The organism is Streptomyces sp. NBC_00306, assembly GCF_036169555.1.
GTDB lineage: Bacteria > Actinomycetota > Actinomycetes > Streptomycetales > Streptomycetaceae > Streptomyces > Streptomyces achmelvichensis.
Map to the genome: position 1 here is coordinate 3,514,533 of NZ_CP108032.1, position 14,510 is coordinate 3,529,042.

Here is a 14,510-nt window from a genome sequence, read left to right on the forward strand (position 1 = left end):
CCCGCGTATTCGCGGCCCCGCGCCGGTGCTGCTGCCGTCCGCCTGGGCCGGCTCGGCAGTGGTCACTGCGGCTCTCCCCGTCTTCCCCGTCCGTGTGCCGTTGTCGTCGGGCCCGCCGTGCGCCGCGGGCCGTTGTCGTCCGGCCCGCCGTGCGCGGCGCGCGCCGTCGCCGGCGATTCCATCCTCAAGGACGCTGTCCCGGCGTCCTTGAGTTGCCCCGCGAGTTGCCCGGGACGCTAGCACGCGGGCGCCCCGGTACCGGGGCGCCCGCGTGGCAGGTGCGGGACCTCCGGTCCGGAGGTCCCGCACCTGCCGTACGACTCGGGGCCGTCCTGACCGACGCACGTCGGCCGTACGGCTCGGGCCGTCCTAGCCGATGCGCGTCAGCTTGTCGCCGAACCCAGGTTCCGCCAGGTCCTTCTGGAGCGCGACCGGTGCCGTCACCTTGCCGGTGCCGGAGCCGACGGAGACCTGGCCCACGATGTCGCCCGCCGAGGCGGTGTGCGGCAGGCTCTTGCCCGCGTCGTTGATCGCGATCTTGATCTCCAGACCGCCCCAGCCGACCGCCTTGAGGTCCTTGGTGGCGACCACGGCCGTGCGGCCGCCGAACCCGTCGTCCACGTACCCCACGACGGCGCCCTTCTTCACGACGGTCGCGGAGGTGACGCCGCTCTGGGCCGCCTCGATCACCTTGATGCTGTGGTCGATGGCCAGCTCGAGCTTGGAGTTGAGGATCTGCGCGTTCTGGACGCCCATGGTGATGCCGACGATGCGGCGGATCTTGCCGTCGACCCTGGTGTTGGCTGCCCAGAGCAGATTGCCGCCGGCGGGGGTGGACGAGCCGGTCTTGATGCCGCCGACACCGTCCTTCAGCAGGGCCTTGTCGTTGTTGTTCCTGATGGAGCCCTGGATGCCGGGGATGGTCGTCATGGGCGTGTCGACGATCTCGCGGAAGATGTCGTTCTGCATGACCGCCTTGGCCAGCTTCAGCTGGTCCAGCGGCGTGGACACGGTGGTGGCCTTGAGGCCGCTCGGGTCCGTGTAGGTGCTGTTGGTCATGCCGAGTTCCTTGGCGGCGTCGTTCATCTTCTTGACGAACTCGGCCTCGGTCTTGGCATCCCAGCGGGCGAGCAGACGCGCCGCGTTGTTCCCGGAGGGGATCATCAGCAGCTGGAGCATCTGACGCTCGGTGAACTGCTGCCCCTGCGTGACCTTCGCCGTCGACTCGTCCTCGTTGCGGCCCTCGTCCTCGGCCTGCTGGTCGACCGTGATCGTCGGCCCCACCTCCTCGCCGGTGATGGGGTGGTTCTTGAGGATCACGTACGCCGTCATCGTCTTGGCGACGCTCGCGATCGGCGCGGGCTTCTGCGCGCCGTACGTACCGATGGTCCCGACGCCCTCGACCTCGACGGCGCCCTGGCCCTCACCCGGGAACGGCAGGCTGAGCTTGCCGCCCTGGAAGGTGTAGGTGGGGTCGACGGAGAGCGCGAGCTCCGGCTCGGGGAGCGGACGCACAGCCTGTGCGATGGCGAAGACGATCAGGAGCAGGACGACGAGAGGCGTCCAGATCTTGAACCGCCTGAAGACCGTGCGCACGGCTGTCTGCGGCGGGGGCGGCGTGTTCGTCAGCTCGGCGAGCAGATCGAGCGGGGGCAGCGGCGGCATGGGCTGCTGCCGGGTGCGCTCGGCCTCGGTGAGCGATTCGGGTGCGGCGGCGGACGCGGGTGCGGCGGCCGCCGGCTTCGCGGGCGCCGCGGGCTTGTCCGGCGCGGCCGGGGACTTCGCGGGCGCGGCCGGGGCAATGGCCTCGGCCCTCTTCGCGGTCGGCGTCCGCACGCCGTCGTCGACACGCAGCGGCACGAAGGTGCTGGTCCGCTCGGCGGGCGCGGGGGCGGCCTCGGGCCGGGGCGCGGGCGGCATCTTGAGCGCGGTGGTGGGGTTGTCGACGGGAGGCTTCCGGGGCGCCTTGAAGACGGCGGTGGGCTGGTCGACGGCAGGCTCGGCGGGGGCGGCGTCTTCCTTTGCGGGGGCGACGTCTTCCTTTGCAGGAGTGACGTCCGCCTTTGCGGCGGAGGATCCGTCGGATGCCGTGGAGCCGGCGGGGTCCTTGCCGGTGTCGGTGCCCTTGTCGGCCTCGGCGTCCTTGCCGGTGTCGCCATCGGTCCTGTCGGCGGGGGGCTCGGGTGTGGACGTTTCTGCAGCGGCGTCGGCCGCTGCCGCACCGGACGAGCGAGGCTCGTCGGCGTCGGCGTCGGCGTCGGCGTCGGCGTCCGCATCGGCCTCGTCAACGGCATCCGCGTCAGCCTCGGCAACGCTGTCATCGGCCGTGGCCGGCTCGGCGTCCTGCGGCGTCTCCGCCTCGGTCGTGTCCTCGACCGGGACCGCGTCCTCGGCAACCACCGCGTCGGCCGGTTCGGGCTGGTCGGCCGGTTCGGGCTGGTCGGCGTCGGACGCGGGCTCCTCGTCCCGGGCAGCGGGCTCAGCCGCCTCCTCGGACCGGTCGCCCTCGGCCGTGTCCGGCTCGCTCGCGGCCGCGGGCGCGTCCTCGGGCTCCTCGTCCGCGGCGGGCCCCTCCGGCTCCACCTCGTCCGGCGTCACGGGGAGTTCCGCCGTCGCCGCCGGCTCGGGCAGTTCCGACGTCTGCGCCACCGACTCCGGCTCGCTGTCCGACTCCGCGTCCGCCGAGGAGCCCGAAGCCGAGTCCCCACCGGATCCCGAGTCCGACTCCGCATCGGACTGCGCGCCGGACTGCGCCGGCTCCTCGTCCGTCGACGCCACCCACGCCGCCACCGCGGCCCGCAGCCTCGCGTCGTTCTCCGCCGAGCCCGACTCCGTGCCCGGTTCGGCGCGGACCGTCTCGGCGCGGACCGTCTCGGCGCGGACCGTCTCGGCGCGGACCGGATCGGGGCTGACCGGATCGGGGCTGACCGGATCCGGCTCGGAAGCCTCCGGCATCTTGAAGACCGCCGTCGGCTGGTCCACGGCCGGAGCCGGGGCCGATGCCTGGCGGAACACGGCGAGCCGCGGGTCACGTTCACCCGAAGTCGTCTCCCCCGACGACTTCCGCTGCTCCGACTTGTCGGGGGACTCGCCCGCCACCGTGCCTCCTCCATGAGTCATGCGTCATCTGCCGTACGTACGCGCTGGGGCGCCGCCGCAGACGACAGCCCGTGTTGTCCGAACCATCTACCAGTGTCCTGTGTGAGAGTGCGCCCCTTGCGCCTAGACGAGAACGACATACGTGTCGGTTCCAGTACGAAGCACCCACGCGCTCTCGACAGACCAATGTGAGAGGGGTCACCCTGTCATTCATCCACGCGGGGAGGCATGGATGGGCAGGAGCCGCAGAACACTTCCGGAAGAGCTTCTGCTGCTCGCTCTGGACCCGACCACGGGTACCACAGCGCAGCCGCAGTCGCTCGACCTCGGCCTGGCCGGAGCTCAGCTAGTGGAGCTGGCTCTGGCAGGACGGATAGCCCCGGACGGGGATCGTATCGCCGTGGTGATGCCACGGCCGACAGGAGATCCGACACTGGACTCCGCACTGGAGCTGTTGCGCAGACGCGGCAGCCCGGTTCGCGCAGTTCACTGGATTGGTGGGCCCCGGCTGGGGCTCCGCCAGATTTACCTCTCCCATCTGGAGCGGTGCGGCATGGTGCATGCCGTGGCGGGCCAGATGTGCGGGGTGCTGCCGACGACTCGCTACCAGGCGACGGAGACGGCGATCAGCCGGGACATCAGAGCCCGGCTGGACAGTGCGATCCGCACCGGCGTACCGCCGGACCCGCGGACCGCGGCGCTCGCCGCGCTGGCCCACGCGGTCGGACTCGGCAAGCATCTGTACCCAGGGAATGAGGGGCGTTCCTCGCGATCCCGTCTGCGGGATCTCATCAGGCACGACCCCATGGGCGGTCTCGTGGCGCACGCCGTGATGGACGTCCAGAACGGTGTGGCCGCTCAGCCTCGCCGCAATCCCGCCGCAGCGACCGGCAGCCGTCAGGTGGCCGCCGCGTCGATGCAGCCGCACCGCGGGACCATGGCCCGCATCCCGGCGCACTGAGTTCAGCAGCACGATCCGCACCGAGAGCACGACAGCACCACCCGCACCACCGGTTTTTCGCCGCACCGACGTCCCCATGACCCGGTTCGGGAGCCGCACATGACGCGCGGGGCAGCCTCACGGCCGCCCCGCGCGTCCGCGCGTGTCCCACGCGCCCTCGCGTCGGGTGCCGCACGCCGTTCCGCCTGTGCTCCCGTTGTGACCACATGGTGGTGGACTCCGTACGGTGCGTGCCGCGCGTGTGGCTATTTCTCAGCGCGGCCATGACCATTGGTGGCAGTCTGCTGAGCGGTAGATACGCTCAGCAACGCAGCCGGAGGTGCAGTTTCCGTGGCGTCCAGTGTCAATCCCACCGTCAGGCGACGCCGATTGGGCCAGGAGCTGCGCCGGCTCCGTGAGCTGAAGGGCATGACGGCCGAAGAGGTCGCGGAGCGCCTGCTGGTGTCGCAGTCCAAGATCAGCCGCCTCGAGAACGGCCGCCGTTCCATCAGTCAGCGCGATGTCCGCGACCTGTGCGGCGTGTACGAGGTCGACGACCACCGGATCGTCGACTCCCTGATGCAGATGGCCAAGGACTCCCGCCAGCAGGGCTGGTGGCACGCCTTCGGCGACATCCCGTACAGCGTCTACATCGGCCTGGAGACGGACGCGGCGAGTCTGCGGGTGTACGAACCGCAGGTCGTACCCGGCCTGCTGCAGACCCGGCAGTACGCGGAGGCCCTCATCGCGGGCGCGTTGCCGGAGACCGGCACCACCGACATCGACAAGCGGGTCAGCGTCCGGCTGCGCCGCCAGGACCGGATCAAGGACTCCGACCATCCGCTGCGGCTGTGGGTCGTGATCGACGAAGCCGCCCTGCGCCGGCTCGTCGGCGGCAAGAACCTGATGCGCGAGCAGCTGGAGCATCTGGTGGAGCTGTCCCAGCTGCCGCATGTCACCGTGCAGGTGCTGCCCTTCGACATGGGCGCGCACCCGGGGATCAACGGCCAGTACGCGATCCTGGAGTTCCCGGACGCCTCGGACTCGAGCGTGGTCTACATCGAGGGCGTCACGAGCGACCTGTATCTGGAGAAGGCCAACGACGTCCAGAAGTACAGCGTCATGTACGAGCATCTGCGCGCCCAGGCGTTGAACGTGGACCAGACGCGGGCCTTCATCGCGGACATCGCAAAGGACTACGCGCGCTGAGGAGTTGGCCGAAAGGCCGTCAGAAACGCGTTCGCAACGATGAAAACCGTAAGGTACACCCCCGCCAGGTGCGGCGGAGGTGTCATCTGGAATATGCCATCCGGTCGAGTGAACGGCTGCCTCACCGGCCGATGGCGGCGAGTAGCGTCGATCACGCCAGCACAGACGTTGGCGCATCACATCACTCGCACAAGCGGAGCGAACATGGCAATCATTCAGGGCGCCACGGAGACCTGGACCAAGTCCTCGTACTCCACGGGCAACGGTGCTTGCGTAGAGGTCAAGTCCCCCGTCGAACAAGCCATCGCCGTCCGGGACTCCAAGGTCCCCGCGGGCCCGTCGATCAGCTTCGTCCCCGAATCGTGGAACGCGTTCGTGAACGAGGTCGGGCAGGGAGCCTTCGATCTCGGCTGAGCCGTACGCCGAGTACCGAAGAGCACCTGTTGTCCACGCACCACCTGACAGAGCCCTCTCGACTGGTCCGCCGTCCCGGCCGAGGGGGCTCGGCCACCTGCGGGGCCGGATCCGTCAGCGCAACCGGTCCACGTAGCGGTCCGTCCCCGGCACCGTCGGGATGAACGGCGCCACCAGCTCCACCCGCCCGAGACCCGACGCGGCGACCTCCCCGTCCAGACCCGCGAAGTCGGCGTCCCACCGCTCCCGCGGGTCCTGCTCCAGGAACCAGAGCAGTGTGAGGCGCGTGTCGACGCCCTCCACCTGCTTGACGTACGTCATCCGGTCGCCCGGCAGGGGCGTCGGCCGGAAGACGGTCACCATGGCCGTACCGGAGCCCGCGAGGCGCTTCGGGAGGTGGCGGGTGCGCAGCCAGTCCAGCAGTTCGGCCCGCTGCTCGGGGCCGTCCGTGTCGATGACCTCGACGACCATGCCGGCGTAGGGATGGTCGAGCGCGTGATGGTCACGCGGGCCCGCGGCTCCGTCGCGGTAGACCGTCGCCTCGTGGTCCTGGAAGGCCGTGAAGACATGCGTACGGTCCTGGTAGACGCGGCCGTCGCGGTTCAGGCGTTTGTTGATGCCGACCGTCCACTTCATGTGGTCGGCGTAGCGGCCGTCGGTGATCCAGTACGTGGAGATGTAGCAGCCCGCGGTGACCGGCTGGGCCACCGCCGACTTCTCCGGGTAGCGCAGCAGTTGGAGGTCCCTGGTGGCGACCCAGCGGCGGCCGGCGTAGATCCAGGGCATGGCCATCGCGCCGGCGTAGTAGTGGTCGTCCTCGTACCAGCGGTTGTACGCGTACTCGTGGCCCGGGTGCGGTTCGACCATCGTGATCAGGGCATGGCCGGGGCGCACTCCGTACGGGCCCACACCGGCCAGTTCGGCGTACACCTCGCTGCGTGTGTCGCTCGTCGTACGGTCGCTCATTCCACCGTCTCCCTTCCCTCCGTCCGCGGACGCACCTACTCTGACGGGCCGTCAGATGTTTCGCCAGAGCCGGGAGCCGCCGAGATGCTGCTGCAGGGGAAGACCGTCATCGTGTCCGGCGTCGGCGCCGGGCTCGGCCATCAGATCGCCGCGACCGTCGTACGCGACGGGGGCCGCGCCGTCCTCGGGGCGCGCACCGAGGAGAACCTCGCGAAGTCGGCGGGCGAGATCGATCCGGAGGGCACCCGGACCGCCTACCGGCCCACCGACATCACCGACGAGGCGCAGTGCGAGGTCCTGGCGGCGCTCGCCGTGGAGCGTTTCGGAGGGATCGACGCGGTCGTCCATGTCGCCGCCTGGGACAGCTACTTCGGCGGGCTCGCGGACGCCGACTTCGCGACCTGGCAGCAGGTCATCGATGTGAACCTGCTGGGCACCCTGCGGATGACCCGGGCCTGCCTGCCCGCCCTGAAGGAGCGCGGCGGCTCGGTCGTCATCATCGGCACGCAGTCGGCGGTCGCCGCGCCCTCACAGGTGTGGCAGGCGGCGTACGCGGCGTCCAAGGGGGCGCTGACCTCGGCGATGTACTCGCTGGCCCGGGAGCTGGGCCCGGACCGCATCCGGGTGAACACGGTGCTGCCGGGCTGGATGTGGGGCCCGCCGGTCCAGGCGTACGTCCAGTTCACCGCGCACACCGAGGGGGTGTCCGAGACCGAGGTGCTCGGCCGGCTCACCGAGCGGATGGCGCTGCCCGAGCTGGCGACGGACGGAGATGTCGCGGAGGCTGCCGTGTTCCTCGCCTCCGACCGGGCCCGGGCGATCACGGGTCAGTCGCTGCTGGTCAACGCCGGCGAGTTGATGCGGTAGCCGCCGTCGCGCGAACCGGCTTGTTCATGGGGCAGTTGGCCTCACCTTTCCTCGGCCGCACGGGACCCGCATCCCGTGCGGTCTTTCTCTGTGGCCGGAGCCTGACGAAGTGCCTGCTCATGGTGTGGCCGCCGTCACGTTCACGACAACGCCCCCGAAGGTCAAGAACAAGCAAAATCGTTCTGCTTTCTGATCTGCGTTCACATTCATGACCACGGAAGGCCTTGACCCGCCGCCCGAACAGGCGGTTCAATCCCGGAAGTCCCCGATCCCGCACGGGGGCGCCGCTGATCGGACGTACTGACGAAGTGCCATGGACGTTCACAAGGCGGACCCCAGGAGGGGGCACATGAACAGTCTCGACTGGACCGTGCTCATCGGATACTTCGGTGTGATGGTCGCGATCGGACTCTGGTCGCACAAGCGCGTGGACAACGTCAGCGACTTCTTCACCGCCGGCGGCAAGATGCCGTGGTGGCTGTCGGGCATCTCGCACCACATGTCCGGCTACAGCGCGGTGATGTTCACCGGCTACGCGGGCATCGCGTACACCTACGGCGTCACGTCCTTCGTGACGTGGTCCCTCCCGATCGCCATCGGCATCTTCATCGGCGCCAAGCTCTTCGCACCCCGGCTGAACCGGCTGCGCTCCAAGCTGCACGTCGCGTCACCGCTGGAGTATCTGAAGACCCGCTACAACCTCAAGACCCAGCAGGCTCTCGCCTGGTCGGGCCTGCTGCTGAAGATCGTGGACGTGGGCGCCAAGTGGGCCGCCATCGCCACCCTGCTCTCCGTCTTCACCGGCATCTCGCTCAACCAGGGCATCCTCATCACCGGTGTCATCACCGGTATCTACTGCACCATCGGCGGCCTGTGGGCCGACGCCCTCACCGAGCTGGGGCAGTTCATCATCCAGCTGTTCGCCGGCCTGGCGATGCTGTTCGCCGTCATGAGCGAACTCGACGGGTTCAGCACGCTGTGGACTGTGTGGGACGAGCCGGAGATGCAGGGCCACGCGGACGCGACCGCCGGCCCCTACACGGTGACCTTCCTGCTGGCGTTCCTCTTCATCAAGACCTTCGAGTACAACGGCGGCATGTGGAACCAGGCGCAGCGCTACATGGCGACCGCCAACGCCCGCGAGGCGACGCGCTCGGCGCGCCTCTCCGCGATCCTGTGGTTCGTCTGGCCGCTGGTGCTCTTCTTCCCGATGTGGTGCGCGCCGCTGCTGATCGAGGCGAAGAAGCCGGACGCCTCCGACTCGTACGCGCTGATGACCGAACAGCTGCTGCCGCACGGCCTCCTCGGCCTGGTCATCGTGGGCTTCTTCTCGCACACCATGGCCATGTGCTCGTCCGACGCCAACGCCATCGCCGCCGTCTTCACCCGGGACATCGCACCCGTGCTGTCGAAGAAGGCCCGGGGCTGGAGCGAGCGGTCGGGGCTCATCGCCGCCCGTCTGTCGACGATCGCCTTCCTCGCGCTGTCGATGGCGATCGCGACGCAGGTCAACTCGCCCACGTTCAAGGACATCATCACCGTCGTGATCAAGTGGGTGGCGGGACTGATGGGACCGATCGCGATCCCGTTCATGCTCGGCCTGCTGCGTCCGTTCCGCAGATCCGGACCGACGGCGGCGCTCACGAGCTGGGCGGCCGGTCTCATCGCGTTCTTCTTCCTCAACTACGAGATCGACGGCACCGCCAGGACCGATGTGGCTCTGCAGTACCAGGTGTCCGTACCGCTCGCGATCTCGCTGGTGCTCTACATCGTGATCGGCTTCCTCAAGCCGGAGGACACTCCCGAACGCGACGCGGTCATCGCCCGGATCAACTCGGACGACGACGGCCCGGAGGCGGGTGCCGCGGCGGCCGCCGTGCCGGGACAGACGGCGCCCGCCGGGGAGAAGGTCCTCGGCCGCGAAGGGGCCGACGGCTGACGGCGCGCTGACGACACACCCCGACGCACCGGGGCCCGGCTTCCTGAGGGTGGAGCCGGGCCCCGGTGCAGGTCCGTGCCGGTGCCGAAAGCGCGACCGGCCCCTTCAGCTGCGGGGGTAACGGGCCAGCCAGCCCGGGGAGTTGATCGTCGGTCCGTGCAGAGCCGGCCCCTGGGTCATCTCCATCGCGAAGTCGTCGGCGAGCTCCAGGATCGTGGGACGGCCCTCGATCTCGGACAGCCAGGCGGGCGGCAGCGCCGTCTCGCCGTGCAGCGCCCCGAGCAGCGAGCCGGTCACGATGCCCGTGGTCTCCGAGGGGCCGTCGTGGTTCACCGCGAGCCGCAGGCCGTGCCGGATGTCCTCGCCGACGAGCGCGCAGTAGACGGCGATGGCGAGCGCGTCCTCGGCGTGATGGCCCTCGCCGAGGGACGCGATGCGCGCCGGGCTCGGAATGCCCTGGCGTACGGCGCCCAGCGCGTGCTTGAGGGCGTCCGTGACGGGCTGGTGCCCCGGGCGGGCGGCCAGCAGGGCGAGCGCGCGCTGCACGGAGCCGTCGAGCGTCTCCCCGCGGGCCAGTCCGTGCACGATGACCGCGAAGGCACCCGCCGAGAGATACGCGGTCGGGTGCCCGTGCGTCTGGGCCGCGCACTCCACCGCCAGCTGGCACACCAGTTGCGGCTCCCAGCCGACGAGCAGCCCGAACGGGGCGGACCGGGCGAGCGCGCCGGCATCGCGCGCCGTCGGGTTCTTGGGCGCCTCCAGGGTGCCCATCGACTCGTCGCCGAGGCCGACCAGGGTCGACCGGGAGGGGTCGCGCCGGGTGTAGAGCCACTCCTCACGGGCGAGCCAGCCGTTGTCCTTGCGGCGCTCGTCGGGTCCCCAGTCGCGCTGGGTGGCGGCCCATCTGAGATACGCGCGGTGCACATCGGTGGGCGGATGCCAGGCACCGGTGTCGCGGCGGACCTGGGCGCGTATGAGCCCGTCGACGGTGAACAGGGTGAGCTGGGTGGCCGCGGTCACGGCGCCGCGGCGGCCGTGGGCGGGTACGAGATCGCCGATGCCGTCCTGCCCGTGTGTGGCGCGTATCTCGTCCAGGGTGAGGGACGCGACCCCGGCGCCCAGCGCGTCGCCGATGGCGCCGCCGAGCAGGGCGCCGCGCACCCGGGCACGGAAGTCCTGCTGCTCCGCACGCCCCCAGACGGCTGTGGCTGCTGCGCTCACCGCGCGTCCCTCCCTGGACGTCGAACGAATGCACCTGGCGGAGCACTTTAATCGACCGCGCGAGATCGGTTCAGGGCTGTAAGGGGGCGGATGCGGTATGTGATGGGTCGCACGTCGGGCCGGATTTGAGCGAGTCGCGCATCAGGGGCCCCAGGGACCCCAGCCTCAACCGGCTCCCCACCCCGCCGCGAGCCGGCCGCCCGCGCCCGCCGCCGCGCACCGGCCGTCCGTCGCCCGGCGCCCGTGGCTCACATCGTCGCCGTCACCCGCAGCACCGCCTTGCCCCGCACCGTGCGCCGGCGCAGGGCGTGGGCCGCGTCCGCGAACCTCTCCCACGGACCCTGCCAGCCGATCTCCACCGCGAGGCGGCCGTCAGCGGCGTAACCGACCAGGAGAGCGAGGTCGACGGCCGGCGCGGACAGGTCGTTGAGGAACGACGTGAGCGACTTGGCCGGCCCGATCGTCGAGTACGGCGGGAAGACGGCCGGCTCCCCCGACGTCCAGCCGACGCTCTGCAGGCTGCCGCCCGGCGCCAGCAGATCCCAGGCCGCGACCATCTGCGGGCCGCCGACGCTGTCGATGATCACGTCGACCGGCCGGTCCACACCCTCCAGGCCCACCACCACCTCGTCCGCGCCCGCCTTGACCAGGCCCTCGCGCCGGGCGGCCGAGCCCACCGAGGCGATCACATGGGCGTCCGCGGCCGCGGCGAGTTGCAGCGCGAACCGTCCGACCCCGCCCGATGCGCCGGTGACCAGTACCCGCTTGCCCGCGGCGATGCCCCCGGCCCGCAGGGACCGCAGCGCGGCGATCCCCGCGACCGGCAGCGCCGCCGCCTCCGCCAGGGAGACCCCCTCCGGGATCTCGGCCAGGGCGTCCGCGTCCACCGCGATCCGCTCCGCGAAGGCGCCGGCCGAGAGGGCGACGACCCGGGTGCCCACCGCGGGCCCCGCGCCCTCGGACCGCACCACCACCCCGGCGGCGTCCGAGCCCAGCACGGCCCCCTCGGGTACGCGTCCCGACCGGGCGTCGTTGAGGTCGCCATGGTTGAGCGAGACGTGGTGGACGTCCACGAGCACCTGTTCGGGCCCTGGTACGGGCTCACACACTTCGGTCAGACGAACGGCGTCGGTCGCGGACGGGTCCACGACGAGGGCTCGGACGGACATGTCGGCTCCTTGGTGACGGTGGTCGGTCCGCGCGGCGTGCCGGACCGGTGCTGTGCGTGGTGCTGAACCCGGTGCTGATCGCTGCATGCGTGGGCGGCGGGCGTTCACGGCACCTGCCGTGCCGACCTTGCCGCTGTCGACGGCCCCTGCCACGGACGCTCGCCGAGATGTCTGCGGCCCGCGCCACGGGCCCCGTCACCCCGGCGCGTCTCCGTCCCGCAGCCGGTCCCGCTGCGCCAGGGCCCACGCGTAGTCCGGGTCGAGCGCCAGGGCCCGTTCCAGGTCCGCCAGCGCCCTCTCGGGCCGCCCCAGCGCCGCGTACGCCATCGCCCGGCTGCCGAGCGCCCACGTGTACACCGGATTGAGCGCCAGAGCCCGGTCGAACTGCTCGACCGCCTCCTCGTTGCGGCCCATGAAGCGGTACACCTCACCGCGCTCCCCCACCGTCGCCGCGGTGTCCGGCGCCAGCCGGTCCGCCCGGTCGAGATCCTCCAGCGCACCCGCGAAGTCGTTCAGCCGCAGCCGTACATGCGCACGCCGCACCAGCGCCCACACATACGCGTCGCCCAGCTCCACCGCCCGGTCCAGATCCGTCAGCGCCTCCCGCAGGCGGCCCTGCTGGTACCGGGTCTGACCCCGGCTGCCGTGCGCCAGCCAGTCCCCCGGCTCCAGCGCCAGTGCCCGGCCGAGCTCCGCGTCCGCCTCCGCGAGCCGTCCCGCCCGTCGGTAGGTCTCGCCGCGTTCGCGCACGGTCTCCGGCGAACCGGGCAGCAGCTCCTCGGCCTTGTCCAGATCCTCCAGCGCCTCGTCGAACCCACCCGCCGCCCGGTGCACGACCGCACGCCCCCGGTACACCGACGGGTCGTCCGGTGCCAGCGCGATGCCCTGCCCGTAGTCGGCGAGCGCCTCCTCGTACGCGTCCAGGCGGAAGAACTGCCGCCCGCGGGCCGCGTACGCGAGCGCCCGTACGCCGTCGTCCGCATCGGAGCGGCCGATGAGCAGGCCCAGCACCCGTACCGCGCCCAGCCGTTCGTCCTCCAGCGCGGCGAGGCACTCCCGGCCCCAGCTGCCCAGCTCCTGCGCCCCGCCGTCCTCCCCGGCCTCGGCGACGGCCCGTGCCCAGCCGCGCGCGACGGCGATCCCCTCGCCGCAGGCGGCCACGCCGTCCTGGAGGACTGCCGGGAGCGCTGTCCGGGGCCGGGCGCACAGCAGGTGGTACACCTCCTCGACACGCGCCGCCCGCCAGGATTCGTCCGCCCACAGCGGGGCGGTGCCGCCGGCCTCGGCACACCGGGCCGCGTACACCGCAGCGAGCCGGCCGTGGCTCTCGCTCCACCGCTGCGGAGACCCGGTACGCCGCAGCCGCAGCATGGGGGCGCGGACGACATCGTGATAGCGGGCCCGGCCGCCGTGTTCACTGACGAACGGCAGCGAGCGCAACCAGCCGTACAGCCCCTCCTCCCGTCCCGCGCCGTCGCCCGCGACCGCGTGGAACAGGTCCTCGTCGAGGTGGCGGGGCAGCGCGCCTTCGAGCGCGGCGGCGCGGCGCACCGGCTCCGTCTCCCACTTCAGGAAACGCTCGACGGCCGTGGCGCTCGGGTCGCCGACGTCTCCCGGGTTCTCGGCGAGCGTGGAGACCAGCACCGGCAGCCGGCCGGAGAGATGGAGCACGTCCCGTACGACCGTCTCGTCCAGCACCCCTTTGGCGGCGAGGAGTTGGCGCGCCTCGGCGTCGGTGAACGGCCGGAGCGGGAGCTCGGTGACGAGGCCGACGCAGTCGCCCCAGCGGACCGGGTCGAGGGGGCGCTGCCCGGCGGTGGTGACGACGATGTTCGAGGGCAGAGCGCCGTACCGCTCGGTCGTCAGCAGGTCCCGCAGCCAGTCGTCGAGGAACGGCCCGGTGCGCTCGTACGTGTCGAAGAACAGCGCGATCCAGGGCGCCCGTTCGGCGACCCGCTCCAGTTCCGCGGCGAGTACGGGGGTCAGGGTGCGCAGGGGGTCCAGGACCAACTGGACGTCGTCGTGGTTGCGGAAGCGGGCCGCGAGCGCGGCCCGCAGCTTCTCCGTTCCCTGGGCGAGCTGCGCAGGGTCGACCATCGCCGTGAACGGGCCGACCCCGGGGAGGAGTCCGAGCCCGGCGAGCCCCGCGCGGGTGACGGCCACGGATGCGCCGTTCGGCTCCTGCGCCTCGCGACCCGGTCCCGTGGCGCCCGGTCCCTCGGGGCCGGCCGACTCGGGGGCGAGCGCCTCGGCCTCGTACCGCCGCTGCCGGTAGGTCGCCAGCATCCGGTCGAGCGCCTTCAGCGGGTGGCCCTGCCGCTCGAAGTGGCCGCACAGCGCGGTCATGGCCTCCGGAACGCTGTTGACGCTCTCGTCGACGTACGCCGTCAGAGCACCGCGCTCGCGGGCCGCGTCCTCGAGCCGGCGGACGAGAGCGCTCTTGCCCACGCCCGCGCTGCCGTGGACATGGAAGATGAAGCAGTGCCGCTCGTCCTCGGGCGGGATGTCGAAGTTCCCCCGGAACCGGGCCAGTTCCTCCCGTCGCCCGACGAAGTGCTGACGGCTCTTCAGGATCTGCTGCATCGACGGTCTCGACCCGGCCATGGTCCAAGTGTCCCCCAGACCCGGCCGCGGGCGAGGTCCCGGCGCGTGACCGTACGGCGTGGGTCAGTAGCCGCGCCGGATC

The 14,510-nt window shown here is 71.4% G+C and carries 10 protein-coding genes; 5 read left to right on the forward strand and 5 right to left on the reverse strand.

Annotated features, from left to right (window positions below; all coding sequences use genetic code 11):
• Nucleotides 1–369: 369 nt before the first annotated feature.
• Nucleotides 370–3,099, reverse strand: coding sequence for a serine hydrolase (locus OHA05_RS15550; RefSeq protein WP_328860935.1), 2,730 nt, complete (start codon nt 3,097–3,099; stop codon nt 370–372).
• A gap of 232 nt (nt 3,100–3,331) precedes the next feature.
• Between OHA05_RS15550 and OHA05_RS15555 the strand changes: the two genes are divergently transcribed.
• The 3 genes from OHA05_RS15555 (at nt 3,332) to OHA05_RS15565 (ending at nt 5,662) form a co-directional block, all read left to right on the forward strand.
• Nucleotides 3,332–4,060: a GOLPH3/VPS74 family protein gene (locus tag OHA05_RS15555; RefSeq protein ID WP_313945769.1), complete on the forward strand. Its 729-nt coding sequence runs from the start codon at nt 3,332–3,334 to the stop codon at nt 4,058–4,060.
• Between the two features lie 330 nt (nt 4,061–4,390).
• A complete protein-coding gene (locus tag OHA05_RS15560) occupies nt 4,391–5,248 on the forward strand; it encodes a helix-turn-helix domain-containing protein (protein WP_327683197.1) in 858 nt (285 codons plus the stop codon).
• A 204-nt stretch (nt 5,249–5,452) separates the two neighbouring features.
• Nucleotides 5,453–5,662, forward strand: coding sequence for a DUF397 domain-containing protein (locus OHA05_RS15565; RefSeq protein WP_313945767.1), 210 nt, complete (start codon nt 5,453–5,455; stop codon nt 5,660–5,662).
• Nucleotides 5,663–5,776: 114 nt separating this feature from the next.
• Here the strand turns inward: OHA05_RS15565 and OHA05_RS15570 are convergent, their stop codons facing one another.
• The gene (locus OHA05_RS15570; protein WP_328860936.1) at nt 5,777–6,628 is read right to left on the reverse strand and encodes a hypothetical protein; all 852 of its coding nucleotides are present in this window, start codon (nt 6,626–6,628) and stop codon (nt 5,777–5,779) included.
• Between the two features lie 84 nt (nt 6,629–6,712).
• On the opposite strand from OHA05_RS15570, the gene OHA05_RS15575 reads away from it, so the two are divergent.
• Both OHA05_RS15575 and OHA05_RS15580 read left to right on the forward strand, forming a co-directional pair.
• Nucleotides 6,713–7,495, forward strand: a complete 783-nt coding sequence (locus OHA05_RS15575; protein ID WP_328860937.1) for an SDR family oxidoreductase — start codon at nt 6,713–6,715, stop codon at nt 7,493–7,495.
• Nucleotides 7,496–7,844: 349 nt separating this feature from the next.
• Complete coding sequence (locus tag OHA05_RS15580; RefSeq protein ID WP_328860938.1) at nt 7,845–9,434, forward strand: sodium:solute symporter family protein; 1,590 nt, start codon at nt 7,845–7,847, stop codon at nt 9,432–9,434.
• Between the two features lie 105 nt (nt 9,435–9,539).
• Here OHA05_RS15580 and OHA05_RS15585 read toward each other — a convergent pair whose 3' ends face one another.
• The 3 genes from OHA05_RS15585 to OHA05_RS15595 form a co-directional block, all read right to left on the reverse strand.
• Nucleotides 9,540–10,655 (reverse strand): ADP-ribosylglycohydrolase family protein, encoded by a 1,116-nt coding sequence (locus OHA05_RS15585; RefSeq protein ID WP_313945763.1) that lies wholly within the window; start codon nt 10,653–10,655, stop codon nt 9,540–9,542.
• A gap of 248 nt (nt 10,656–10,903) precedes the next feature.
• Complete coding sequence (locus OHA05_RS15590) at nt 10,904–11,824, reverse strand: zinc-binding dehydrogenase (protein WP_328860939.1); 921 nt, start codon at nt 11,822–11,824, stop codon at nt 10,904–10,906.
• 195 nt (nt 11,825–12,019) lie between these two features.
• A complete protein-coding gene (locus OHA05_RS15595; protein WP_328860940.1) occupies nt 12,020–14,428 on the reverse strand; it encodes a tetratricopeptide repeat protein in 2,409 nt (802 codons plus the stop codon).
• Nucleotides 14,429–14,510 lie beyond the last annotated feature (82 nt).